General features: G+C 41.4%; 22 protein-coding genes. 20 read left to right on the top strand and 2 right to left on the bottom strand.

The window, feature by feature from the left end:
• Window positions 1-60 precede the first annotated feature (60 nt).
• The 15 genes from BLV53_RS04110 to BLV53_RS04040 all read left to right on the top strand — a co-directional run bounded on the left by BLV53_RS04110 (window position 61) and on the right by BLV53_RS04040 (window position 17,045).
• Entirely contained in the window at window positions 61-1,206 is a 1,146-nt protein-coding gene (locus BLV53_RS04110) for a sensor histidine kinase (protein ID WP_090297424.1), read from the top strand.
• Window positions 1,199-1,888: a response regulator transcription factor gene (locus tag BLV53_RS04105; protein WP_090297421.1), complete on the top strand. Its 690-nt coding sequence runs from the start codon at window positions 1,199-1,201 to the stop codon at window positions 1,886-1,888. Before BLV53_RS04110 ends, BLV53_RS04105 begins: the two co-directional genes overlap by 8 nt.
• 46 nt (window positions 1,889-1,934) lie before the next feature.
• Window positions 1,935-2,597, top strand: a complete 663-nt coding sequence (locus tag BLV53_RS04100) for an RluA family pseudouridine synthase (protein ID WP_090297418.1) — start codon at window positions 1,935-1,937, stop codon at window positions 2,595-2,597.
• Between the two features lie 22 nt (window positions 2,598-2,619).
• The gene (locus BLV53_RS04095) at window positions 2,620-4,905 is read left to right on the top strand and encodes a GGDEF domain-containing protein (RefSeq protein WP_090297416.1); all 2,286 of its coding nucleotides are present in this window, start codon (window positions 2,620-2,622) and stop codon (window positions 4,903-4,905) included.
• 183 nt (window positions 4,906-5,088) lie between these two features.
• The gene (gene proS, locus BLV53_RS04090) at window positions 5,089-6,528 is read left to right on the top strand and encodes a proline--tRNA ligase (RefSeq protein ID WP_090297413.1); all 1,440 of its coding nucleotides are present in this window, start codon (window positions 5,089-5,091) and stop codon (window positions 6,526-6,528) included.
• Entirely contained in the window at window positions 6,524-7,855 is a 1,332-nt protein-coding gene (locus BLV53_RS04085; protein WP_090297410.1) for a CCA tRNA nucleotidyltransferase, read from the top strand. Before proS ends, BLV53_RS04085 begins: the two co-directional genes overlap by 5 nt.
• A gap of 52 nt (window positions 7,856-7,907) precedes the next feature.
• Window positions 7,908-9,137: a hypothetical protein gene (locus BLV53_RS04080; RefSeq protein ID WP_090297407.1), complete on the top strand. Its 1,230-nt coding sequence runs from the start codon at window positions 7,908-7,910 to the stop codon at window positions 9,135-9,137.
• A gap of 290 nt (window positions 9,138-9,427) precedes the next feature.
• Window positions 9,428-9,700 (top strand): HU family DNA-binding protein, encoded by a 273-nt coding sequence (locus tag BLV53_RS04075; RefSeq protein WP_090297404.1) that lies wholly within the window; start codon window positions 9,428-9,430, stop codon window positions 9,698-9,700.
• A 234-nt stretch (window positions 9,701-9,934) separates the two neighbouring features.
• A complete protein-coding gene (locus BLV53_RS04070; RefSeq protein WP_090155384.1) occupies window positions 9,935-10,174 on the top strand; it encodes an RNA-binding S4 domain-containing protein in 240 nt (79 codons plus the stop codon).
• An 8-nt stretch (window positions 10,175-10,182) separates the two neighbouring features.
• Window positions 10,183-10,494 carry a hypothetical protein gene (locus BLV53_RS04065; RefSeq protein ID WP_090297402.1) on the top strand — a complete coding sequence of 104 codons (312 nt, stop codon included), beginning with the start codon at window positions 10,183-10,185 and terminating at the stop codon, window positions 10,492-10,494.
• The gene (gene tilS, locus BLV53_RS04060) at window positions 10,457-11,824 is read left to right on the top strand and encodes a tRNA lysidine(34) synthetase TilS (protein ID WP_090297399.1); all 1,368 of its coding nucleotides are present in this window, start codon (window positions 10,457-10,459) and stop codon (window positions 11,822-11,824) included. Before BLV53_RS04065 ends, tilS begins: the two co-directional genes overlap by 38 nt.
• Entirely contained in the window at window positions 11,817-12,341 is a 525-nt protein-coding gene (hpt, locus tag BLV53_RS04055; RefSeq protein WP_090297395.1) for a hypoxanthine phosphoribosyltransferase, read from the top strand. The genes tilS and hpt overlap by 8 nt, the downstream gene beginning before the upstream one ends.
• Before the next feature lie 34 nt (window positions 12,342-12,375).
• On the top strand, window positions 12,376-14,235 hold the full coding sequence (ftsH, locus tag BLV53_RS04050; protein ID WP_090297745.1) for an ATP-dependent zinc metalloprotease FtsH: 1,860 nt from the start codon (window positions 12,376-12,378) through the stop codon (window positions 14,233-14,235).
• A 217-nt stretch (window positions 14,236-14,452) separates the two neighbouring features.
• Window positions 14,453-16,486, top strand: a complete 2,034-nt coding sequence (locus BLV53_RS04045; RefSeq protein ID WP_090297392.1) for a glycoside hydrolase family 13 protein — start codon at window positions 14,453-14,455, stop codon at window positions 16,484-16,486.
• Window positions 16,487-16,592: 106 nt separating this feature from the next.
• The gene (locus BLV53_RS04040; RefSeq protein ID WP_090297389.1) at window positions 16,593-17,045 is read left to right on the top strand and encodes a J domain-containing protein; all 453 of its coding nucleotides are present in this window, start codon (window positions 16,593-16,595) and stop codon (window positions 17,043-17,045) included.
• A 123-nt stretch (window positions 17,046-17,168) separates the two neighbouring features.
• Here BLV53_RS04040 and BLV53_RS04035 read toward each other — a convergent pair whose 3' ends face one another.
• Together BLV53_RS04035 and BLV53_RS04030 are read right to left on the bottom strand one after the other, a co-directional pair.
• On the bottom strand, window positions 17,169-18,056 hold the full coding sequence (locus BLV53_RS04035; protein WP_090297742.1) for an RluA family pseudouridine synthase: 888 nt from the start codon (window positions 18,054-18,056) through the stop codon (window positions 17,169-17,171).
• Window positions 18,057-18,163: 107 nt separating this feature from the next.
• On the bottom strand, window positions 18,164-20,599 hold the full coding sequence (locus BLV53_RS04030; protein WP_090297387.1) for a glycoside hydrolase family 94 protein: 2,436 nt from the start codon (window positions 20,597-20,599) through the stop codon (window positions 18,164-18,166).
• 361 nt (window positions 20,600-20,960) lie between these two features.
• On the opposite strand from BLV53_RS04030, the gene BLV53_RS04025 reads away from it, so the two are divergent.
• From BLV53_RS04025 to rpmG, 5 genes are all read left to right on the top strand, one after another.
• Entirely contained in the window at window positions 20,961-21,974 is a 1,014-nt protein-coding gene (locus BLV53_RS04025; RefSeq protein WP_090297384.1) for a LacI family DNA-binding transcriptional regulator, read from the top strand.
• Between the two features lie 85 nt (window positions 21,975-22,059).
• Window positions 22,060-23,460, top strand: coding sequence for an ABC transporter substrate-binding protein (locus BLV53_RS04020; RefSeq protein ID WP_090297380.1), 1,401 nt, complete (start codon window positions 22,060-22,062; stop codon window positions 23,458-23,460).
• 87 nt (window positions 23,461-23,547) lie between these two features.
• Window positions 23,548-24,462 (top strand): carbohydrate ABC transporter permease, encoded by a 915-nt coding sequence (locus tag BLV53_RS04015; RefSeq protein ID WP_090297377.1) that lies wholly within the window; start codon window positions 23,548-23,550, stop codon window positions 24,460-24,462.
• A gap of 40 nt (window positions 24,463-24,502) precedes the next feature.
• Window positions 24,503-25,378 (top strand): carbohydrate ABC transporter permease, encoded by an 876-nt coding sequence (locus BLV53_RS04010; protein ID WP_090297740.1) that lies wholly within the window; start codon window positions 24,503-24,505, stop codon window positions 25,376-25,378.
• Between the two features lie 300 nt (window positions 25,379-25,678).
• Entirely contained in the window at window positions 25,679-25,828 is a 150-nt protein-coding gene (gene rpmG / locus BLV53_RS04005) for a 50S ribosomal protein L33 (protein WP_080552267.1), read from the top strand.
• The last annotated feature ends 13 nt before the right edge of the window (window positions 25,829-25,841 follow it).

Raw genomic sequence — 25,841 nt, 5'->3', positions numbered from 1 at the left:
GGTATGCTATAATTAAAGCAGTCACACTATGTGGCTGCTTTTTTGGTGAATGAGGTGCTTATGAAACTAAAAAATCGACTGATTATTTCATTTTTTATAATAACTTTGGTTCCTGTACTACTATTTACTACATTGATGTACGGTCTAAAGGGGATAGTTCGGGAGGCGGCGGCTAATCCCATGGTCACAAATGAATTCGTGGATTCGGTGAAGACCTACATGGATGATAGCGGGCGATTTGATGAGCTGGTAGTCAGCTTTTGCGTTGCTGAGCTCATAATACTGCTAGTTACTGCTGTGATAATGGTAGTATGGATATATCGAGGGATAGCTCCACAGCTAAAAACTCTAAAAATAGCCGCCAACAATGTTAAAGAGGGCAACCTGGATTTTAGTGTGGCATCCACAGGCAAGGATGAAATGTCAGATGTGTGTAATGCCTTTGAGGACATGAGAGTGCGCCTCAAAAACAATGCTAAAGACCGACTTGAGGACGAAGCGGAGCAGAGGGCGCTGATTTCCAATATTGCCCATGATTTAAAAACTCCTATAACCGCCATAAAGGGTTATGCCGAAGGTATGCTTGATGGTGTGGCAGACACCCCTGAAAAACAGGAAAAATACATACGCACCATTTACAACAAGGCTAATGAGATGAACACACTCATTAACGAGCTTACCCTTTATTCCAAAATTGATACCAATAAAATTCCATACAATTTCCAGAAACTCAACCTGCAGGCATATTTCGATGATTGCATCGAGGAGCTTGGAATGGATTTGGAAAATCAACACATTCGCCTTGATTATTCCAATTTTGTGGATCCAAATGTGCTGATTATCGCCGATCCGGAGCAACTTGGTCGTATCATCCACAATATCGTCAGCAATTCTGTGAAATACATGAGGGCCGATGTGGCCAGCAGAATTGGTATTTCTATAAAGGATGTGGGGGATTTCGTTCAGGTAGAGATAACAGACAACGGCAAGGGTATCGCCACCAGAGACTTGCCTTATGTTTTTGATAGATTTTATCGTGCCGATACATCCAGAAACTCAGCCGCAGGTGGTAGTGGCATAGGTCTTTCCATCGTCAAAAAGATTGTGGAGGACCACGGTGGCAAAATCTGGGTCACCAGCAAGGAAAACGAAGGCACAACAATGTATTTTGTAATACGCAAATTTATGGAGGTTGAAAATGAGTAGAATTTTGATTATAGAAGATGAAGAAGCCATTGCAGAGCTTGAGAAGGACTATCTGGAGCTTTCAAATTTCGAGGTGGATATTGAAGCAGACGGAGAAAAGGGTCTACAGAAAGCTTTGGCTGGCAATTATGATATGTATATTTTGGATTTGATGCTTCCAGGTATCGATGGCTTTGAGCTGTGCAAGCGCATCCGCGAGGTGAAAAATGTACCTATCCTTATGGTTACAGCCAAAAAAGAGGAGATCGACAAAATCAGAGGCCTGGGGCTTGGTGCAGATGATTACATCACAAAGCCATTTTCTCCAAGCGAGCTTGTAGCCAGAGTAAAGGCACATTTGGCCAGATACGAGCGTCTGGTTCAGTCGCCGGCTATCAAGAAAAACGAAATCAGCATCCGTGGCCTTAGAATTGACAAGGCCAGCCGTCGAGTTTGGATTAATGGTGAGGAAAAGGTATTCACAGCTAAAGAATTCGACCTTCTCACATTTTTAGCAGAAAATCCAAATGTAATCTACTCAAAGGAGCAGCTTTTCGAGACTCTTTGGGGCGAGGAATCTATCGGTGATATCTCCACCGTTACAGTTCACGTCAACAAAATACGAGAAAAAATCGAACTTAACACATCGAAACCACAGTATATTGAGACAATCTGGGGTGTAGGCTACCGCTTTAAGGTTTAAGTATGTTAAAATAAGGGTATAAATCTATAATTTAGGGGGATTGTGTATGAACGTAATTTTTGAGGATGAAAGCATCATTGTATGCTATAAACCAGCTGGGGTTGCTACCCAGACAAAAAATATTGGTGAGCAGGATATGGTGAGCCTGCTTAATAATTATCTTTCAGAAAAAGGGCAGCAGCCTACTATCCATGTAGTTCACCGCTTGGATCAGCCTGTTGAAGGTGTAATGGTTTTCGCAAAAACAAAGGAAGCCGCTAATAATCTTACAAAACAAATCACTGAGCATAGCTTTAAGAAGCATTACTATGCAATCATTACCAGAGAGTCATTCCCAGAGGAAGGCGACCTGGTAGATTATCTCGTAAAGGACAATCGAACCAATCTTTCAAAGGTTGTCAAGGAGTCAGATCCTAGAGCGAAAAAAGCTACTTTAAGATACCGCACTGTAGATGAATGGGATGACAAAAAGCTTTTGGATATTGAGCTTTTTACTGGTCGTCATCATCAAATCAGAATTCAGCTTGCCAGCCGCACAGCTCCAATACTTGGGGATGTGAAGTACGGTGGCGTGGCTACAGGCCGAAATCTTGCACTGTGTTCTTATTCTATCGGATTTAAACATCCTGTTTCTGGCGAATCTATGAGCTTTGCCATAAAGCCAGAGGGAGAGGATTTTAAAGATAGCAAAATAGCTAACTCTAACTAGAACAGAAAACGGGGGTTTACACTTGATAAAGCTGTATGTATTTCTTTTTTTGCTGACAGCCTTCATCATGCTAGTGGGAGCACTGCATATAGGCTCAAAGCATATCATTAAAAATAGTAAGCTGAATATATCGATATTACAGCTTTTGATAGTTGGAATTGTTACCTGCGTGGTGTATTCGTTTGCGATTTCCACCAAGAATCAGTTCTTGTCGGAAATCGGATATTCTTTATACTTTGCAGGAATAGACTGGGTGCTTATCACATTTTTGTTTTACTCTAGAAACTACACCAGAATCTGGATGGACAACTACGCTGCACCCATGATTACCACATCAATAGCTATAGCTGACAATATCAGCTTGATTTTCAACAGTAAATGGCACCATGCATTTTGGCTGGAACGCAGATATGTAGGTGAAGAGTGGTTCTACCAATTCAAAATCAATGACTACTATATGGTTCACCTTGTGTTCTGCTACATCCTGGTTATTATGATAGTCTTGATTTTCATCAAGAAATCCTTTATAACCAGCGGCTTTCTCAGGAACAGGTACCTGTCCATCCTGGTGATGTTTTTGGGAATTATAGGTCTCAATGTTTTATATCTGTTCTTTGACTATCCGGTAGATGTGTCTATTTGCTTTTATTCTATTGGGTCAATGTTTGTGGCGTATTATACGCTTCTATACAACCCAAAGACATTCGTAGAATATATGCTCAGCACCATCACTGAAAGGATGGAATGTGCCCTTATCTCCTACGATGAAAACGATAACTGCATTTATTCAAATCAGCTGGCCAACAGGATTTTTTCTGCCAGCGGCGATAAGCGTCTCCTTGAAGCCAGATTTAGAAAATGGCGCGAGGGCAGGCCGGCAAACGCCATCTCAAATACCAGCTGGAGTGCTTTATACACAGTGAATGGTGACGAATATCGTTTCGATATCCATTTCAACAAAATATATGATAAAAAGGGCTTCTACTGTGGATGTTATTTCTCCTTCTATGATGTTACAGGAGATTTCCTGGCCTACGAAGAAGAGAAATATCGTTCAAGCCACGACAGCCTCACAGGCGCTCTGAATCGCGAAAGCTTTTACGAGGAAGCAAGGAAAAAGCTTGATGACAATCCGGATGTCAGCTATGTTATGACCTGCTTCAATATCAAAGGTTTCAAGCTTATCAACGACATGTTTGGAATGGAGGAGGCAGATCAGCTGTTGGTAAGATGTGCCGATACTATCAGGGAACACATATCAAATGTCTCCGTGTTTGCCAGATTAGAGGCTGACAGATTTGCAATTCTTCTGCCTAAAAATCGATATAGCGAAGAGGTGTTCATGACTGGCATGAACAAGGTTAGCCATTTCATGAACAATGCCCAATACAGAATGGTCATTTTGGTGGGTGTATATGATATTTACGACCGCAACGCCTCTGTAATGTCTATGTGTGATGGTGCATTCCTGGCGATAGATTCCATAAAGGACAGCTTCAAAAACTCAATCGCCTACTATGGTGATATGCTTCGAAACGAGTACTTAAGCGAGCAAAAGATTATCGGAGAGTTTGAGTCGGCCCTTTCTACAGGACAGTTTGCAATGTTCCTGCAGCCGGTAGTTACCATAGACGGAAAAACTGCTCTCTGCGAAGCACTGGTGCGCTGGATTCATCCAGAGAGAGGCATCATCGCTCCGGCGTCATTCATTCCACTTTTAGAGCGTACCGGCTACATCTACAAGCTGGATTTATACATCTGGGAGCAGGCAGCTAAAAGGCTTTCCTATTGGAAGGCTCTAGGTCATGACGACCTGTCTATATCAGTAAATATTTCTGTAAAGGATTTCTACTACATAGACATTTACGAAACGCTGGTTTCGCTTGTTGAGAAATATAACATAGCTCCATCCAGACTAAAGCTGGAAATTACGGAAAGTGTCTTCATGACCGAAAAAGAAAGGCAGATTGAAATCATTTCATCTCTAAAGGAATATGGTTTTCTGGTTGAAATCGACGACTTCGGCAGCGGTTATTCATCACTTAATATGCTCCAGGAGGTTCCAGCAGACATCTTAAAGATGGATATGGCATTCCTCTCGATGGACAAAAATACCGTTAGAGGACGCAAAATCGTTAATACAATAATTACACTTGCAAAAGCCTTAGGAATGATGGTTATCATCGAAGGGGTCGAAACCCAGGAACAGCTGGATTACCTGAGGGAAACCAATGCTGATTACCTTCAGGGCTACTATTTCAGCAAGCCACTTCCAGTGAAAAAATTCGAAGAAAAATACCTACAGTAATTTAAAGAGCCTAATCTTTCGGGATAGGCTCTTTTGTATATCTGTAGCAATCACCAATAATATTCCAGAAAGCCCATTAATATAGCAACTTGAGGTATAGACTTGTATTGATATTTGTATTAAAATAGGAGAGCTAATTAGAATTAGCAGGATTTTATTGTAATATAAGAAAAGGAGAAAAAAATGGCACAGGAAAAAAAGCTGGTAGAAGCGATTACCTCTATGTCAGAGGATTTCGCACAGTGGTATACCGACGTAGTTGTTAAGGCTGATTTGATTGCATATTCATCAGTAAAAGGATGCATGATTATCAAGCCCGATGGGTATGCTATTTGGGAAAACATCCAGCACGAGTTAGACAGAAGATTCAAGGAGACAGGCGTTCAGAACGTTTACATGCCTATGTTCATCCCCGAGAGTCTTCTTCAGGTTGAAAAGGATCATGTTGAGGGCTTTGCACCAGAGGTAGCTTGGGTTACACATGGTGGCCTTAACCCGCTTCAGGAACGTCTTTGCGTTCGTCCTACATCTGAGACTCTTTTCTGTGATTTCTATAAGGATATTATCCACTCTCACAGAGACTTACCAAAGGTTTATAACCAGTGGTGCTCTGTAGTTCGTTGGGAAAAGGAGACTCGTCCATTCCTTCGCTCACGTGAGTTCTTATGGCAGGAAGGCCATACAGCTCATGCTACAGCTGAAGATGCAGAGGCTCGCACAGTACAGATGCTTAATCTTTATGCTGATTTCTGCGAGGAAGTACTTGCTATGCCTGTAGTTCGTGGACAGAAGACAGACAAGGAGAAATTCGCAGGTGCTGAAGCTACTTATACTATCGAGGCTCTTATGCACGATGGTAAGGCTCTACAGTCTGGTACCTCACACAACTTTGGCCAGAACTTCTCTAAACCTTTTGGTATTCAGTACACAGATAAAAACAATCAGCTTCAGTATGTTCACCAGACATCATGGGGCATGACTACACGTCTTATCGGTGCTATCATCATGGTACACGGTGACGACTCAGGTCTCGTACTTCCACCACGTATTGCACCTACACAGGTTGTTGTTATTCCTATTCAGCAGAAGAAGGAAGGCGTACTTGAAAAGGCGGGCGAGGTTTGCGAGCGTCTTGGCAAGACAATGCGTGCAAAGCTTGATGATTCAGACAAGAGCCCAGGTTGGAAGTTCTCTGAGGCAGAGATGCGTGGTATCCCTGTTCGTGTAGAGCTTGGACCAAAGGATATCGAGGCTGGCAAGTGCGTACTTGTTCGCCGTGATACTCGTGAGAAAATCGAATGCTCACTTGATGAAGTTGAGACAAAGGTAGCTGAGCTCCTTGAGACTATCCAGAAGGATATGTTTGAAAGAGCAAAGGCTCACAGAGACAGCCACATCTGGGATGCTCACAACTACGCTGAGTTCACAGAAATCGCTAATAACAAGCCAGGCTTCATCCGCGCTATGTGGTGCGGCGATGTGGCTTGCGAGAACAAAATAAAAGAAGATTTAGCTGTTACTTCACGTTGTATGCCATTCAATGACCAGGAGCACATTTCTGAGGTTTGTGCATGCTGTGGCAAGCCAGCTAAAAAGTTAGTATATTGGGGTAAAGCTTATTAATATGAATTTACCAGCAGACGTTCAAAATATTATATCGGTATTAGAATCAAACGGACACGAAGCCTATGCAGTAGGCGGCTGTGTCCGTGACTGCATTCTAGGGAAAATTCCACACGACTGGGATATTACCACTTCGGCTTTGCCAGAGCAGGTCAAGGCCTTGTTTTCGCGCACTTTTGACACCGGAATTGAGCATGGTACAGTCACAGTGTTGATGCATGGCGTGGGTTATGAGGTCACCACCTATCGAGTGGATGGCAAATACGAGGATGGACGACACCCTAAGGAGGTCACCTTTACAGCATCCCTCGAAGAGGATTTAAAGCGCAGGGATTTCACTATTAATGCCATGGCATATAACGAAAGCAGAGGGCTGGTAGATTTATTTGGTGGAGAGGCAGACCTTCAGGCTGGAATTATCAAAGCCGTCGGCAATCCTACAGAGCGTTTTACAGAGGATGCCCTTCGCATGCTTAGAGCCCTTAGATTTTCAGCGCAACTTGGCTTTGAGATAGAGCCAGCTACCTATCAGGCTATTAAGGACTTAGCACCTACACTTGAGCGCATCAGTGCAGAGCGCATTCAGGTCGAAATGGTAAAACTGGTCACCTCAGACCATCCAGAGAGGCTTCGTGAGGTATATAATACAGGTCTTTCAAAGGTATTCTTCCCAGAGCTTGACGTTATGATGGAATGCCAGCAAAACAATGTGCATCATGCCTATACAGTAGGTGAGCACACCATTAAGGCTATGGAGCTGATTCCTACCGATAAAGTGTTGCGATTGACCATGATGCTTCATGATATCGCTAAACCAGCCTGTAAGACCACAGATGATAAAGGACAGGACCACTTCAAGCTACACCCGATAAAGGGTACAGATATGGCTCGTACAGTCCTCAGACGTCTGAAGTTTGACAATGATACCACAAGCAAAGTCTGTAACCTGGTTAAAAATCATGATGACAGACCGGCTATAAATGACCGTAATGTCCGAAGAATGATTATTCGCGTAGGTCAGGAAAACTTTCCAGATTTACTGGAAGTTAAAAGAGCGGATACACTGGCTCAAAGCACTTATCTGAGGGACGAAAAGCTTGCATATATCGCAGAGCTCGAAAGAGTCTTTCATGAGATAGTTGAGGCTGGCGATTGCCTTAGAATTAAGGATTTACAGATAAATGGCAAGGACTTGATAGCTATGGGTGTTCCACAGGGACAAAGGATTGGAGAAGTTCTAAACGACATTTTTGATGCTGTAGTAGACAATCCAGAACTAAATGACAGACAAATTCTGTTAAATATGGCACAAAGTATGATAAAATAATCCCATGAGAGGGAACTTTTCTAAAAAATGGGTCAATTTAATAGTTGTAATAATGATACTTACAGGAGCCTTTGCGAGCTGTGGCACTCATCCTAACAATGCCACAGTTACTAACCGCACAGGCTCTGCTGTTTTGCCGAAAGAGGAGACTATAGAGGATACGGATGAGGAAGAATCTGTAGAAACTTCGTCTGAAGACGTTAATCTATACATCCTTGAAAATTTGGATATGACGGACGAGACTATATCCTTATATTCCCTGTCCACAGACAAACAGCTTCGTTACAAGTACAACATGACCACAAAATTTCTTGATAAATATGGCGGTAATAGCACCTGGGCTGAGTTTACCACAGGTTCAGTGGTAGATATCGGTAGCCTTCTGCCGGCATCCGGGGCTTTAAGCCAGATTCAAAAGTCAGCAGATGTTTGGTATTTTGAAGATATCACCAAATATAAAATCGATGAGGGCAGAGGTCTTATTCAAATCGATGGGAAAAATTACAAGCTGACAGATTCCACAAAAGTATATTCAGATTCAGAGAAAATATTGCTGTCAAGCATTAGCGAAGATGATGCTATCACTGTTATTGGACGGGATAAAAACGTTATTTCCATTGCTGTTACCACAGGACACGGCTATCTCAGCTTGGTTCATACAGAACTGTTTGACGGCAGCATGATTTTTATTGGAAATAAAATAGTTTCTATAGTAAACGGCCCAGAGGTGATAGAGGTGCCGGAGGGAACCTATAAAATCACTGTTGCAAACAACGGTTGGGGTGGTTCCCAGACCTTTACTATTCCACGCGGAGAAGAAGTCAGGGTTGATTTGGATGATATGAAGGGTGATGGCCCATCCTACTGTTTGCTTACATTTCTTGTGACTGTACCTGATACTTATGTTTATCTGGATGGTAAACTCATCGATACCAACGAGCCGCAGAACGTGCAATATGGCGCCCACAGGCTCGTGGTAAAATGTGCAGGCTATGCTTCCTGGAACAAAACACTTGTAGTCAATTCAGAGTCTGCAGAAATCACCCTTGCCATGGAATCAGAAAGTGAGTCAGAGTCAACCCAGACATCAAATGAGACTACAAATGAAACGGAAAGCCAGACAGCGGCACCTGGTACAGCCGAACCTGCCAGTGGCGAAGATGTATCTGAAAATAATGGCCGGGAAGAAGAAACTGCAGGAAGTGCCATTAAAAATGATTATGACTACGAAGTGGATTATTTATCTACAATTTCCGATTTAATCGGCAATCTTATGAACTAAAAAAGAAATTACAAACCTTAAATTTACGGGCAAAACTCAGTTATTTTAAACAAATTGCGTAAAATGTGTGAAAAAATTGTGAACTCCTAGGAAAATCAAGGGTTTGTAAATGGTAATAATGTTTAAAAATACCGCAAAAAATTTGTAATAATCCATAAAAACCTTATAAAATGGGCGTTTTTAAGGCTTTTTGGTTGACATGACATACCAAAAGAATTATAAAGGATATTGAAATTATACGGGATTAAGGTCCTAAATATAAAATAAGAATTCTCGAGGAGGAATAAGTAATGAACAAGACTGAATTAGTAGCAGCTATCGCTAGCAAGGCTAACATTTCAAAGAAGGACGCAGAAGCTTCTGTTAAGGCATTTACAGATGTTGTAGCTGAAGAGCTTAAGAAGGGTGAGAAGATCCAGCTCGTTGGTTTCGGTACTTTCGAAGTATCTGAGAGAGCAGCTCGTACAGGTAGAAATCCACAGACAGGCGCTGAGATGAAGATTCCTGCATCTAAGGCTCCTAAGTTCAAGGCTGGTAAGGCTCTTAAGGATTCTATCAACTAATACATTAGTAAATTGAGAATCTTTTCGGGGTTCGGCATTGCCGAACCCCTTAGTTTTTCTCAATGGCGGCGCTGTCTACGGCAACAATCATATATTACATATTTGGGTATCGCTTTCGCTATACTCACCCAAATATGCAATATATAATTGTTACCTGACAGCTTACACTGTGAAAACTTACTTTCACAAAGCAGAAATCTACAACTATGGTACGAAAAGAGGTAAACGAAACGCATGAGACTAGATAAATATTTAAAAGTATCACGCTTAATCAAGCGACGCACCGTAGCCAATGAGGCTTGCGATAGCGGGCGTGTTCAAATTAATGGAAAAATTGCGAAAGCATCCACTGATGTAAAAATTGGTGATATAATAGAAATAGCATTTGGGAATAAAAACGTAAAGGTCGAAGTTCTGGATATTCAGGATACTACTAAAAAGGATGCTGCGGCAGATCTTTTTAAATACCTTTAAGGTTGGTTATGAGAAATAATAGAAGACAAGTTAGAAGACGAAAGAAAACCTCAACTGGTAGAATATACGTGGCTGTAATTATGCTTTTTATGCTGGCAGTGTTTACTGTCCAGATTGTGCGTCTTTACGATAAAAACGAAGAGCTTAAAAGGAGGGAGGAGTCCCTTAAAACAGAGCTTGGAGCAGCAAATGAAAAAAGCAGACAGCTTAAAGAACAAGAGGAATACGTCGGTAGCGATGAATACATAGAGAATGAGGCTTCACAAAAGCTTGGGTTGACGCATGACAATTGGATCATTTTTAAAGAAAAAGAAGATTAAAGAGTATCTTGAAAAACATAATATGTTACAGAAAGGTGACAGAGTAGTACTTGGCCTATCAGGCGGGCCGGACTCTGTTTGCCTTTTTTTTGTGCTTTTAGCGCTAAAAGAAGAATACGATTTGGAGATTCATGCCCTGCACGTAAATCACTGTATCCGAGGGACGGATGCAGACGAGGATCAGGCATATGTGGAATCACTGTGCCAGGATTTTGATGTACCATTGAAGGTGCTTAAGATAGACATTCCATCACTGGTAAAGGAATCGGGCCGTTCTACAGAGGAGGAAGCAAGGCTTGCCAGATATCAGGCATTTGAGGATTATGCTATGGCTCTAGATACCTACAATCCTGATACATCGGCCACCAAAATAGCTATAGCCCACAACGCAAATGATAACGCTGAAACAGTTCTATTCCATATGGCTAGAGGTACGGGGCTTGATGGAATGTGTGGTATTGCTCCAGTCAGAGAAAGAATCATCAGGCCACTCCTTGCAGTGTCCAAAGCAGATATCATGGAATTTTTAAGTGCCAATGACATCCCTTATTGTATTGACGCCACCAATTCAGAGATTCAATACGACAGGAATCGCATCCGTCACAACATAATTCCTGAACTTCAGGAGATTAATTCCAGAGCTTTAGAGCACATCAACGAAATGACTGAGAAGTTAAATGAAATTGCAGATTATATCGAAATGGAATCGCAAGGACTACTGCTTATAGCTCAGTCTGGTGAGGGCAGGCTTAGAAAGCGTACCATTGCTACAGCCCCTAAGGTTATAGCGAGCCACGCTCTAAAGGAGTATCTAAGCTCTTACATGCCACAGCGCAAGGATGTTAGCGCAGTACATATTGATGCCATTTTAGGCCTGCTGAATGAGGCGGGAGAGCGTCAGGTGCAGCTTCCATATAAAAAGACACTAATCATTTCCTACGAGGATATATATGTTGTAGATGAGGCAAAAGAATCGGCTTCAGAAGACACTTTTACATACAGAGAATTCGACTATGAACAAGGTATGAATTACCCTGTGGAAAACTATACTAAATGGTTTGATTGTGATAAAATCACAGATAATGTTGAAATAAGAACCCGTTTAGAGGGGGATTATCTGACTATAGACGCCGCAGGAAACCACAAATCCCTGCAGGATTATTTCGTGGATGCAAAAATTCCCCGTCATTTAAGAGACAATATTCCGCTGGTATGTGATGGAAATCACGTTATGTGGGTGGTTGGATATAGAATCAGTGAACATTATAAAATTTCTAATAATACCACTCGTGTATTAGAGATAATTTACGGAGGAACAAAAAATGAGTGAAAACATCAGAGTCCTTTTACCAGAGGATGAGTTGGCTGCAAGAATCGCAGAGCTTGGCGAGCAAATCAGTAAGGATTATGAAGGAGAGTCAGTCTTTCTTGTATGTATTCTAAAGGGCGCGTCTTTCTTCGCATGTGAGCTTGCAAAGAGAATTACAGTGCCAGTTATCATCGATTTCATGGCTACATCAAGCTATGACGGAGGCACAGTATCCTCTGGCGTGGTCAAAATTAAAAAGGACCTTGATTTAGACCCAACAGGACAGAATGTCATTATTGTTGAGGATATTATTGATAGTGGAAATACATTAAATTACCTTGGTCAGCTTTTCAAGGATCGTGGCGCAAAGTCAGTTCGTATGGTTACCATGCTTGATAAGCCTGATCGTCGTGAGGTAGACGTACATGTTGATTACACAGGCTTCACAATTCCCGACCAGTTCGTAGTAGGCTATGGCTTGGATTACGACCAGAAATACCGCAATCTCCCATACATCGGTGTTGTTGAGCTAGACTAGGAGGAGCACATTGAAGAAAAGCAGAGCTTCAGGAATGATAATCTATGGATTGTTTGTCTTGGTAGTGCTTGCAATCCTTTACACAAGCATGGGGCGTAACACATCCACCTATACCATGAAACAATTCCAGAAGGCTATTTCAAATGATGAAGTACTATCCGTTACCATTTCTCAGAATGAGCAGGTTCCTACAGGTAGCGCTTTGATAAAACTCAAGGGCGATAAAACTTCTACACTTTATGTCTCAGATGTTAATGAGTTGCAGGATTTGCTAGATGAGAGTGAAATCTCTTACAACTTAAATGACGTGCCACATGACAGCTGGATTTCAGAATTGCTTCCAATGCTTATAGTCCTTGGAGCGGTGTTTATTCTGTTCATGATTATGATGAATGCACAGGGTGCCAGCGGTGGCGGGGCCAATGCCAAAATGATGAATTTCGGCAAAAGTCGTGCCCGCATGACAAGCAAAGAGGATATCAATACTACATTCAACGATGTGGCAGGCTTAAAGGAAGAGAAAGAGGAAGTAGAAGAGCTGGTTGATTTCCTCAAAGACCCTAAAAAATATACCCAGCTTGGAGCCCGTATTCCAAAGGGGGTCATTTTGGTGGGCCCTCCAGGAACAGGTAAGACACTCCTTGCCAAGGCTATTGCCGGCGAGGCAGGTGTTCCATTCTTCTCTATTTCAGGTTCAGACTTTGTAGAGATGTTTGTCGGCGTAGGTGCATCCCGCGTCCGCGACCTTTTTGCAGAGGCAAAGCAGAATGCACCTTGTATCGTATTTATCGATGAAATTGATGCTGTAGCCAGACGCAGAGGCACTGGTATGGGAGGTGGCCACGATGAACGTGAGCAGACTCTAAACCAGCTCCTTGTTGAGATGGACGGTTTTGGAGTAAATGAGGGCATCATCGTCATGGCTGCTACCAACCGTGTTGATATTCTTGATCAGGCTATTATGCGTCCAGGCCGTTTCGATAGAAAGGTTTATGTGGGACGCCCTGATGTTAAGGGGCGTGAGGAAATCCTTAAGGTTCACGCATCAAACAAAGCTTTAGGTGATGATGTAGATCTTCACCAGATTGCTCAAACTACAGTAGGTTTCACAGGCGCAGACCTCGAAAATCTACTGAATGAAGCAGCTATCCTTGCAGCAGGAGAAAATCGTCCTTTCATTCGACTGGACGATATAAAGAAATCCTTCATCAAGGTTGGAATCGGCAAAGAAAAGAAGAGCCGTGTTGTTTCAGAAAAAGAAAAGAAAATTACTGCATACCATGAGGCAGGCCATGCTATTCTTTTCCATGTGCTGCCAGATGTAGGTCCGGTTTATTCTGTATCTATCATCCCAACTGGAGCCAGTGCAGCAGGCTACACCATGCCTATCAATGAAAATGATGACATGTTCCTTACAAAGGGAAAAATGCTACAGGATATAGTAGTATCCCTTGGTGGACGTGTGGCTGAGGAAATTATATTCGATGATGTAACCACAGGTGCGTCAAATGACATCAAACAGGCTACACAGATGGCCAAAAACATGGTTACTAAATATGGTTTTTCAAAGACACTTGGCATGATTCACTACGGTGATGACGATGAAGAGGTCTTTATAGGCCGTGATTTAGCTCATGCAAAAAGCTTTTCAGATGCCACAGCCAAGGCTATAGATGATGAAGTTAGAGCAATAATTGACGAATGTTATGAAAAAGCTGTGAAAATTTTGCGAGAGAATGAAACAATTCTCCACAAATGTGCTAATCTATTATTAGAGAAAGAAAAGATTAATAGAAGCGAGTTTGAGGCCTTGTTTGGCATCGAAACACAGTCGGATGAGGCGGATCCTAGCGAAGAAGGAGTCGCTGTAGAGGGAATTAACTGGGGTGAGTAGTGCAATATGCACAAAAAATAATGTTGGGTTTTGGCATGTTTGTGCACACTTGAGTGTTGCATCGCCATATAATAAACATCGTAAAAACCCCCCAATACATTATATAATTTTTACTAACCCCATAGTAAAAATACCTTCTCCTAAAAAGACAGCGATCGTTGCTGTCTTTTTTACTGTATATTTTTATACTGGCAAATACTGCGTAAGGGGAGTCTAAATGAATATTCACGCAATATACTCGGACGGAACAGATGAATACAGATATCCAGTGGAGCCGGAACCAAATTCCCTGGTCACCATCAGCATCAGAGTCTATCATCAGGAGGACGTTGAAGTATTTTTGATGTCCAAATCAGAAAATCTCAATCTCAGGATGCATCTGGATAGGACAAGAGGAGAGTTCGATTTTTATTCTTGTAATGTTCATCTTGGGGAAAAAGAATTTCGATATCATTTTGAACTCGTAGGAGGTCTTGATCATTATTATTACGACAGGGTTGGACTCTGGCGTGATTATCGTGAACACTACGAGTTTTCTATAATGCCAGGCTTTAAGACACCAGCCTGGGCTAAAGGCGCGGTTATGTACCAGATCCTGGTAGACCGCTTCAATAACGGGGACAAATCCAACGACGTTGAAACAAATGAATACTGCTATGTCAGTGGCCCTGTGCAACGTGTCACTGATTGGGAATCTATGCCAGCAAATCTCGACATCGGCAGATTTTATGGAGGAGATTTGGAGGGCGTTAGACAGAAGTTCCACTATCTAAAGAGTCTTGGAGTAGAGGTCATCTATTTCAACCCTCTATTTGTGTCGCCTTCTAACCATAAATATGACACCTCTGACTACGATTATATCGACCCTCATTTTACTGTCATCAAAAATGATGGCGGTCAATGTTTGAGTGAGGGGGACTTCGATAATACCCATGCAACAAAATACAAGCAGAGAGTTACAAATAAAGAAAATCTTGATGCCAGCAACAAGTTCTTTGCTGATTTTGTAAGAGAGGCCCATGAAAAGGGAATACGTGTAATCATCGATGGTGTGTTTAATCACTGCGGTTCCTTTAATAAATGGCTAAATCGCGAAAAGATTTATTCCCGTGAGGAAGGCTATGCTCCGGGGGCTTACGAATCAAAGGATAGCCCATATCATTCCTTCTTTAAATTTTATGAGGATTTATGGCCAGACAACAGGAGCTATGATGGCTGGTGGAGCCATGACACCCTTCCTAAGCTAAATTACGAGGAATCGCCAGAGCTTTGCCAATATATCCTTAATATCGGTAAAAAATGGGTTAGCGAGCCATATAACTGTGATGGATGGCGTCTTGATGTAGCAGCTGATTTAGGTCATTCAGAAGAGTTTAATCATAAATTCTGGCGTGACTTTAGAAATGCTGTCAAAGAGGCTAATCCGAATGCTATCATCCTTGCGGAACACTATGGCAATCCTTCGTCTTGGCTTGCAGGAGACCAATGGGATACAATCATGAACTATGATGCCTTTATGGAGCCGCTGACATTTTTCCTTACAGGAATGGAGAAACACTCCGACGAGTTTCAGCCTAGTGCCTTAGGAGATGGTGAAAGATTTAAAAATACCATGCTTCACTTTATGGCAAGACTTAAAACGCCATCCCTGTACTGCTCCATGAATCAGCTTTCGAACCACGACCATTCCAGATTTTTGACTCGAACCAACCACACCGTAGGACGAATTGCTACAAAGGGAACAAAAGCTGCTGAAGAAGGTGTAAGCATCCCTATAATGAAACTTGCAGAGATGATTCAGATGACCTGGCCTGGAGCCCCTACCCTATATTATGGTGACGAGGCGGGAGTATGCGGCTTTACAGATCCTGACAGTCGAAGGACCTTCCCATGGGGCAAATGTAATTATGATTTGATTGATTACACAAGAGATATAATCATGATTCACAAGCATAGCCATGCTATAAGAGAGGGTTCCTTCACATTCTTGAATTGTGGACAGGGATTTATTAGCTATGCCCGTTTCACAAGCAGTGAGCAGATAATCATTCTTATCAACTCAAATGCCGAAGAAATTACAGTAAATGTGCCGGTTTGGATAGCAGGAGTACCGCTTAACTGCCAACTTGAAAGATTAATTTTATGCAATGAGGTTGGATATTCCATCATGCCTACCGATATAAATGTTGAGGGCGGAAATCTTAATGCAACCCTCACGGCCTATTCGGGCATAGTGTACAAAAGAGTTTAAAATATACTGCCTATTCTTCTAATTTACAATGCCAAAAATCCTATTGTATAATTGACTCAGGTTTAGGCGGTGGCTCAAACCCCGAGTTTTTAGTGGGAGATATTTTATGGCAGAAGAACGCACATGTCAGGAAACAATCGACATGCAGGCACTTGAGGACCGACATAAAGAGTTAGAAAAAGCATGGAACGATTTATTAAAAGAAAAGCGAGAGGTCGAAGCAAGAATCCACACTCTTGAGCAGCAGGAAAAGACTTTCAGTCTAAAATGGGATATGCTCATTCGTGAAACACAAAAGCTTGCCGATGACAAAAAACAATTCGAACTTAAAAAGAAATTTTATGATCAGGTTCAGGCACATTCCGTTGAGCCTTACAGCGAGGATAACAATATTGTCCACGGAGAAATGTTCTTCTCCGGTGTCTCTACCGAAAAGGCTCTAAAGAAGCGCTACAAGGACCTGATAAAGATTTATCATCCAGACGGAGAATCCGGTGACACTGCCACTGTAGCAGAAATCAATCGCGAATACGAAGATTTAAAATCATCAATGAATTAGAGATGCCTTCCCCTTGAGGGGAAGGTGCCCGAAGGGAAGAGATAATGCTTTAGCGTTATCTGCCACCCTGGCGAAGGGCGGATGAGGTGTCGTAACTAAATTACTTAAACACCACTTCCTTCATCAGCAAAACACCCTATTCATATCCTCCGGCATCTCCGCCACAAATTTCATTTCCTCTCCAGTTATAGGATGTGAAAATGCAATAGCATGTGAATGCAGAGCCTGCCTCTTCATCCACTCAAAGTCAGGATTATAAATCTCATCCCCAATCAGAGGATGACCAATATACTTAAAATGAACACGAATTTGATGGGTACGACCTGTCTCAAGATGAATTGAGATTAGGCTGTGCCCATTTTTTTCTTCAATCACCTTGTAGTGGGTGACAGCTCGTTCACCATTTTCAAAGTCTACCTGTCTTGCTATGGTATCACCAGCGATTCGTCCTATAGGAGCATCTATCGTGCCGCAAGGCTTTTCAAGCTTTCCTCGAACGATTGCATAATATTCCCTGTGAAACTGTCTGTTTTTTACCATGGTAGAAAGTATATTTCCACTAACCAGATGCTTTGCTATCACTGTAAGCCCAGAGGTATTTCTGTCTAATCTATTGGTGCATCTAAATATAAATGGCTTTCCCTGAGACTCGTAATAATATGCAAGCCCATTTGCCAGAGAATCTTCATAGTGATTGAGGCTTGGATGTATAGGAAGCCCTGCTGGCTTATTTACCACGATAATATCTTCATCCTCAAAAATAATATCTAGTGGCATTTCAACAGCAGGAATGCGCTCGGAAAAATTATCCTCCTGAATGTTTACATGCAAAATCTCTTTTGCTTGAAGCTTTCTATTCAAATGTTCCCATTGTCCGTTAATTACCACGTTTTCATCCATTTTTTTTAGGGCAACTATATTTGCTTTGGAAAAACCATGGTCTTTTAAATATTTTTCAATGGTAAATCCATCATATTCAGTTTCGATTTCATAAATTAATGTTCTGTTCATATCTAAAATTGTAGAAGCAGCTTTCACACAAGTCAAATAAAAAACCTGACCACCCACATAGGGCAGTCAGGTTTATGAAGGAGAAGTTTATGTATATGAAAAGATATTTATTTCATGGTAGCAACTACGCTAACGGTCTTTTTGCTTCCATCAAATGGAATGATATTTCCTGTGATTTCCTTGCCATCAACAATGAGGCTTGCAACGCCCTTTTGAACTTTGTTAGGGTTCTTGATTTCGATGTTGTAAGTAACTCCACGATAAACACGAGTAACATTGAAATCGCCAAACTCAGCAGGAGTACATGGATTTACAGAAAGTCCCTCAAGTGTAGGGTAAATACCTAAAATGTACTGAGAGATGTTTGTAAATGTCCATGCAGCAGTACCTGTAAGCCAGCTGTTCTTAGCCTCGCCGTGGAAACGTGCATCTGCGCCAGCAACCATCTGCGAGTATACATAAGGCTCTGTTCTATGGATTTCAGAAATATCCTCGATGTATGAAGGGCAAGTTTTCTTGTATACTTCAAAGGCTCTATCGCCACGACCAATGCAGGTCTCTGCAATTGAAATCCAAGGATTGTTGTGGCAGAAAATACCAGCATTTTCTTTGTATCCTGGTGGATATGAAGTGATTTCACCAAGCTCAAGGTGATATCTAGTGTATGCAGGCTGAAGAATCATAACACCATACTTTGTATCCAGTCTTTCCTTAACAGAATCAAGGGCTTTCACAGCATTGCCATCTTCGATGCCCACGCCGGCCATTACACACATACCCTGTGGCTCGATGTAGATTTGACCTTCGTCGCATTCCTTTGAACCTACCTTGTGGCTGTAGGCATCATATGCTCTAACAAACCATTCGCCATCCCAACCATCCTTTTCGATAGCTGAAATCATCTTGTCCACTTCAGCAAGAACTCTTGCTTCCTCAGCGGTATCACCCATCATCTTGCAAAGAGCAGCATATTCGCGACCATATTTTACAAACATACCAGCGATGAATACTGACTCGGCAACAGGTCCCTCTGAAGGTCCGAAGCACTGGAAGCTTTCACCTGGATGCTCTGAGAAGCAGTTCAAATTCAAGCAGTCATTCCAGTCAGCGCGACCTATAAGAGGAAGGTCATGTGGACCCTTGTGATTTACGATATAATCAAATGATCTCTTTAAATGCTCCATAAGTGTTGTTGCAACAGACATATCGTTGTCATATGGAACCATTTCCTTAAGGATTGAAGTATCTCCAGTCTCGCGGATGTATGCTGAAGTGCCAGCAATGAGCCAAAGTGGATCATCGTTGAAACCAGAACCGATATCAGAGTTACCCTTTTTAGTAAGAGGCTGATACTGGTGATAAGCAGACCCATCCTGGAACTGTGTTGATGCAATATCAATGATTCTTTCACGGGCTCTGTCTGGAATTAAGTGAACGAAACCAAGCAAATCCTGGCAGGAATCTCTAAAGCCCATTCCACGTCCAATACCTGTTTCATAGTAGGAAGCAGAACGAGACATGTTAAATGTAACCATGCACTGATACTGATTCCAGATATTTACCATACGGTTTACATGCTCATCCTTAGACTCGATGTGGAATTTGCTAAGGAGTCCATTCCAATATTCATTTAAAGCAGCAAATGCCTTATCAAAATCCTCTGTTGTCTGGTATTTTGAAAGAAGAGCAGTTGCCTTCTTTTTATTGATGATACCAGGAGCTTCCCATTTATCATCCTCTGCGTTTTCCACATAGCCAAGTGCGAAAACATAAGTTTTGCTTTCACCAGCTTCAAGGGAAATGTTAATCTGATGAGAAGCGATTGGGTACCAGCCAGAAGCGATAGTATTGTGAAGCTTTCCTTCAATAACAGCGGCAGGCTTGTCAGGGCCGTTGTAAGCACCTCTGAATTCATCGCGGCTTGTCTCAAAAGCATCAATCTTTGTATTCACAGAGTAAACGGCATAGTGATTACGGCGCTCTCTATATTCAGTCTTGTGGTAAATAGTAGAATCTATAACTTCTACTTCACCGATTGAAAGATTTCGCTGATAGTTTTTCATATCGTCATCAGCATTCCAAAGACACCATTCAACATAAGAGAAAAGTGTAATATCTTTCTTTGAATTACCCTTATTTGTAAGTGTTACTTTTGTAAGTTCGATTGGATCATCTACAGGTACGAAGGTTACAAGGGCTGCTTCGATATCATTTTTAACACCTGTAAACTTGCTATAGCCGATACCATGGCGGCATTCGTAAGAATCAAGTTCTGTCTTTGTTGGCTGCCAGCCAGGATTCCAGATGGTATCGCCATCCTTAATATAGAAGTACTTTCCATTTGTATCTGGTGTTGTGTCATTGTAACGATATCTTGTCATGCGAAGAAGCTTTGCATCTTTATAGAAAGTGTAACCTCCGCATGTGTTAGACAATAAAGTAAAGAAATCCTTGCAGCCTAAGTAGTTAATCCAAGGCAGTGGAGTCTTTGGAGTGGTGATGACATATTCTTTGTTGTTATCATCGAAAAATCCGTATTTCATGTGTTCCTCCTAGATATTTTATATTGGAAATTATGAAGATTTAATCAATATAGAACCGTGTATGTAAACGATTAAGCAGCTAGGAACTAATACACAGTTCTATTTAAAGATGATTTAGCCGTAAACGTTTAAGTGAACGGGCACACTAAATCCACCTAAACAATAACATACACAGCCGAAAAAGCAATAACACTATTATAGATTTGTAAAAATGTTACTAAAAGCCATTTCGAAATCTTCACGAAATAACAAATTTTCGAAAAATACTTGTAAAATAACTTAAAGGGAGATATATTTAAGTTGCGTAAACGATTAAGGAAAACGATTAAGGCCTATAAATTTGGGCATCTGGGAGAAAACAATGGTTTCACTAAAAGACATAGCAGTCAACTGTGGTGTATCGATAGCTACTGTGAGCAAAGCTTTAAATGATCACAGCGATATTGGTACCGATACTAAAATAAGGATTCGAAAGGCTGCAAAAGAAATGGGATATGTTCCCAATGCCGCAGCGAAATCAATGAAAACTAACCGCACACATAATATTGGAGTCCTGTTCATGGACGAGGCCAACAGCGGTTTGACACACGATTTCTTTGCGGGAGTTTTGGAAAGCTTCAAAAGAGAAGTGGAAAGAGAGGGATATGATATCACCTTCGTTTCCAACGACAGAAGCAAACCAGGCAGAGCTTCATATTTGGAGCATGCCAGATACAGAAGATTTGACGGAGTGATTATCGCAAATGTTCACTTCGATGACCCTGAGGTTGTTGAGTTGGTAAAAAGCAACATCCCAGTGGTTACAATTGATCATATTTACAACGAAACAACGACGATTCTTTCCGACAATGTGGGAGGAATGTCAGATTTAATTGATTTTGTAGTTGCGGCTGGTCATACAAGAATCGCCTATATTCACGGCGCCGACTCAGCTACAACAAACCTTCGACTCACTACCTTCAATAAAAAGCTTGAAGAGTATGGAATAGAAGTTCCAGAGGAATACATTAAAGAGTCTCCTTACAGGGACACTCATGGGGCCTATGAAAAGACATTGGAACTGCTAAAGCTTAGAACCAGACCTACCTGCATCTTCTATCCAGATGATTATGCAACCTACGGCGGTATGAGAGCTATAGCAGAAAGAGGACTTAAGATTCCTGATGATATCTCGGTAATAGGTTTTGATGGAATAAAAGTAGCAAGACACATTAGGCCACGACTTACCACCTATCGCCAGAACACAGAAGAACTTGGAACTCTGGCGGCAAAAAATCTGGTGGATTTAATTGAAAGACCAAAGACAACGCTGATTCAGCAGATAGTTGTCAAAGGTACATTGCTAGAAGGGGATACACTTAAAAAATTAAATTAGGCATTTAGTAGATATTATCTACTTATTATAAATGCAAAATTACAAATTACGTATTAACGTAAACGATTTGGGAGGAACAAAAAAGATGAAAAGAAAAATTGTGAGTTTACTTGCTATCGCAACAATGACCGCAACAATGTTCGCTGGATGTGGAGGTTCAGACACAGCTTCAACAGATTCAGCAGCACCTGCAGAGGGCGGAGAAGCAACAGAGACAACTGAGGAGACAGTTGCAGAGCTTCCTGAGGACACAGGAAAAGTATTTAACATCTACTGCTGGAACGAGGAGTTCAAATCTCGTCTTACAGATCACTACGCTGATTACACAGAGGTTGACGCTACTCACGGCAAAATCGGCGATGTAGATGTTGTTTGGAACATCACACCTTCTACGGACAATGCATATCAGAATAATCTCGATGAGGCACTTCTTGCACAGGAAAGTGCATCTGCAGATGACAAGATTGACTTATTCTTAGTAGAAGCTGACTACGCTCTTAAATATGTTGATACAGATTTTGCTATGCCACTTAGTGACCTTGGTATCACAGATGCAGATCTTGCAGATCAATATAAATACACACAGGATATCGTAACAGACAGCAACGGAAAGCTTAAGGGCGCTTCATGGCAGGCTTGCTCAGCTGGTTTCATCTACAACAGAGAAGCTGCTAAAGAAATCCTTGGCACAGATGATCCTGATGAAGTTCAGGCAGCAGTAGCTGATTGGGATAAGTACAACGAGACAGCTAAAAAGGTAGCTGATGCTGGATATACAATGTGTTCAGTAAACGATACATTCCGCGTTTATTCAAACAACGTATCTGGTAAATGGGTACAGGATGATAAGGTTGTTATCGACAAGAACATCGAAAAATGGATTGATGACTCTAAGGCTTTAGTAGACGCAAAGGCTGAAGATACAGACGACCTTTGGGGCGATGACTGGGCAAAGGGTAAGACACCTGCAGGAAAGGTATTCTGCTACTTTGGACCAGCTTGGTTCTTCAACTTCTGTCTTGATGCTGATCAGGACGGAACAATCGCTAACCAGGGTGGCTGGGGCTACTGTGTAGGACCACAGTCTTACTACTGGGGTGGTACATGGCTTTGCGCAGCAACAGGCACAGACAATGCTAACCTTGTAAAGGATATCATCCTTACAATGACAACTGACAAGGCAGTTCTTAAGGAAATCGCTCAGAAGGATGCTGACTGTGTAAACTCTAAGACAGTTCTTAAGGAACTTGCATCAGATGAATCTGGTAACCTTGATCTTCTTGGCGGACAGAACCCATATCCACAGCTTGCAGAAGGTGCTGAGAAGGTTGACCTTTCAAATATCTCTGCATACGATCAGGGCTGCAACGAAGAACTTCAGAAGGCTATGAAGAACTACTTCCTTGGTAAGGCAACAAAAGATGAGGCACTTGATATGTTCAAGAAGGCAGTAGTTGAGAAGTATCCAAACCTTACAGCAGAGTAATAAAATAGTAAGTATATTGGAATAACAATAAGGGGCGTATAGGGTTTCCTGTGCGCCCCGTAATTTAGAAGAAATAAGGGAGCACTTATGAACAAAAAAAGCAAAGTTGTAAGCTACAATAAGTGGGGATATATTTTCTTGATACCATTTGTAGTAATCTATTTGGTTTTCCAGATGATTCCATTGGTATCTACAATCTACAATTCATTATTTGAATATTATCGTTCAGGTTTAACACAAATCGGACCTAATTTCGTAGGTTTCGAAAATTACGCAACTATTATCACAAATGGAGATTTACCAACCTATTTCAAAAACACAATGATTATGTGGGTACTGGGGTTTGTGCCACAGATTGTTTTGTCTTTACTTTTGGGTGCTTGGTTCACAGATCCTTCATTAAAGCTTAAATGCCAGACATTCTTTAAGACCGTAATTTACCTTCCTAACCTTATTATGGCATCAGCTTTTTCTATGTTATTTTTCACATTATTTGCAGATAGCGGCCCAATTAACTCAATGCTTATGCAAATAGGAGTATTCCACGAGGCATACAAATTCATGAGCAATGTATGGTCTGTTCGTACACTTGTTGCAACAATGAACTGCCTGATGTGGTTCGGAAATACGACAATTCTTCTGATGGCAGGTATGATGGGTATCGACCCTTCACTCTTTGAAGCTGCTCAAGTAGACGGCGCAACTGCTACACAGATTTTCTATAAGATTACATTGCCTCTGCTTAAGCCAATTCTTATCTTTGTTATGATTACATCCCTCATTGGTGGTTTGCAGATGTTCGATGTTCCACAGATTTTAACAAATGGTAGTGGAGATCCAATGAGATCATCAATGACACTTATTATGTACTTGAATAAGCATCTGTTCAGCAAGAACTACGGTCTTGCCGGTGCACTATCTGTATTCATGTTCATTATTACAGGTATTCTTAGTTTAATAGTATTTAAGTTCACAGGAAAAGAGGATAAAGATGGACGCTAATATTTTAAGCTATGATAAAAAAGTTAGAGAGGATAATAATATGGCTGAAAATACAAGCAGCGTGACAAAAAAGAAGGACAACGGAGCTTCGATACATGCCAGACGATTTGTGGCATATCTTGTTTTGATACTGGTTTCATTCCTATGCCTGTTTTGGTTTTATGTATTGTTCATCAACGCTACAAGAAGCCATTCTGAATTAAGTCAGGGATTTACTGCAATACCAAGTTCTCACCTGATTGATAACTGGGTTAATCTTAAATCTGGTACATTACCAATCTTCAATGGTATGGTCAATTCGCTGATTATATCTGTTGCAACAGCAACACTTGCTACTTATTTCTCAACAATGACAGCCTATGCAATACACGCATATGATTTCAAGTTGAAGAATTTTATGTTCACATTTATTCTTATGATTATGATGATTCCAACACAGGTTACAGCCCTTGGTTTCTTACAGTTAATCGATAAGATGCATTTGGACAACAGTGCTATTCCACTTATTGTTCCTGCAATTGCTTCTCCAGCGGTATTCTTCTATATGAAGCAATACATGGATTCCACACTTCCTTTATCTCTCGTGGAAGCAGCCAGAATCGATGGCTCAGGAGAATTCAGAACCTTTAATCAAATCGTTGTACCACTTATGAAGCCAGCTATTGCTGTTCAGGCAATCTTTAGCTTCGTTGGCAGCTGGAATAACTACTTCACTCCAGCTCTTGTACTTCATGATGATACAAAAAAGACATTGCCTATTCTTATTGCACAGTTACGAAACGCCGACTGGCTCAAGTTTGATATGGGACAGGTTTACATGATGATAGCTTTCTCTATTTTCCCAGTTATCATTGTTTACCTTCTTCTTTCACGCTTCATCGTTGGTGGTGTAACTCTAGGCGGAGTTAAGGGATAAGCAGACGGGAGGGCCCCGCTTGCGGGAGTCGCGCGTCTGCCACGGCATAGCCCTTGCCGAAGGCAATCTTCAATGGCTGTGCCTTCCCGTAGCCTTAGAATGTATAAAGGCTAGCCAGGAACAGTTCGATTTTTAATTAAAGAAAAAGACTTGACACATCTTGAATCCTATGCTAAATTTAGCTAGCGACTAAGAAAAGCAGGTCTTTTTTTTATGCTCTTTTTTCGCCTCATCAAATTGTTCGCTATGATGAGTGAGCATAAGCAGGACCAAGTTAGAAATTTAACGGAGGTGGAAGTTGTGCGCACAAAGATAACATTAGCTTGTACAGAATGCAAGCAGCGTAATTACAACATGACAAAAGACAAGAAGACACACCCTGACAGAATGGAAACAAAGAAGTACTGCAGATTCTGCAAGACACACACATTACACAAAGAGACTAAATAGTCTTAAGGAGGAT

It is taken from the genome of Pseudobutyrivibrio sp. ACV-2, from assembly GCF_900107545.1.
Classification (GTDB): domain Bacteria; phylum Bacillota; class Clostridia; order Lachnospirales; family Lachnospiraceae; genus Pseudobutyrivibrio.
The sequence above is the reverse complement of the archived record's forward strand: the minus strand, read 5'-3'. Positions and strand labels throughout refer to the sequence as shown.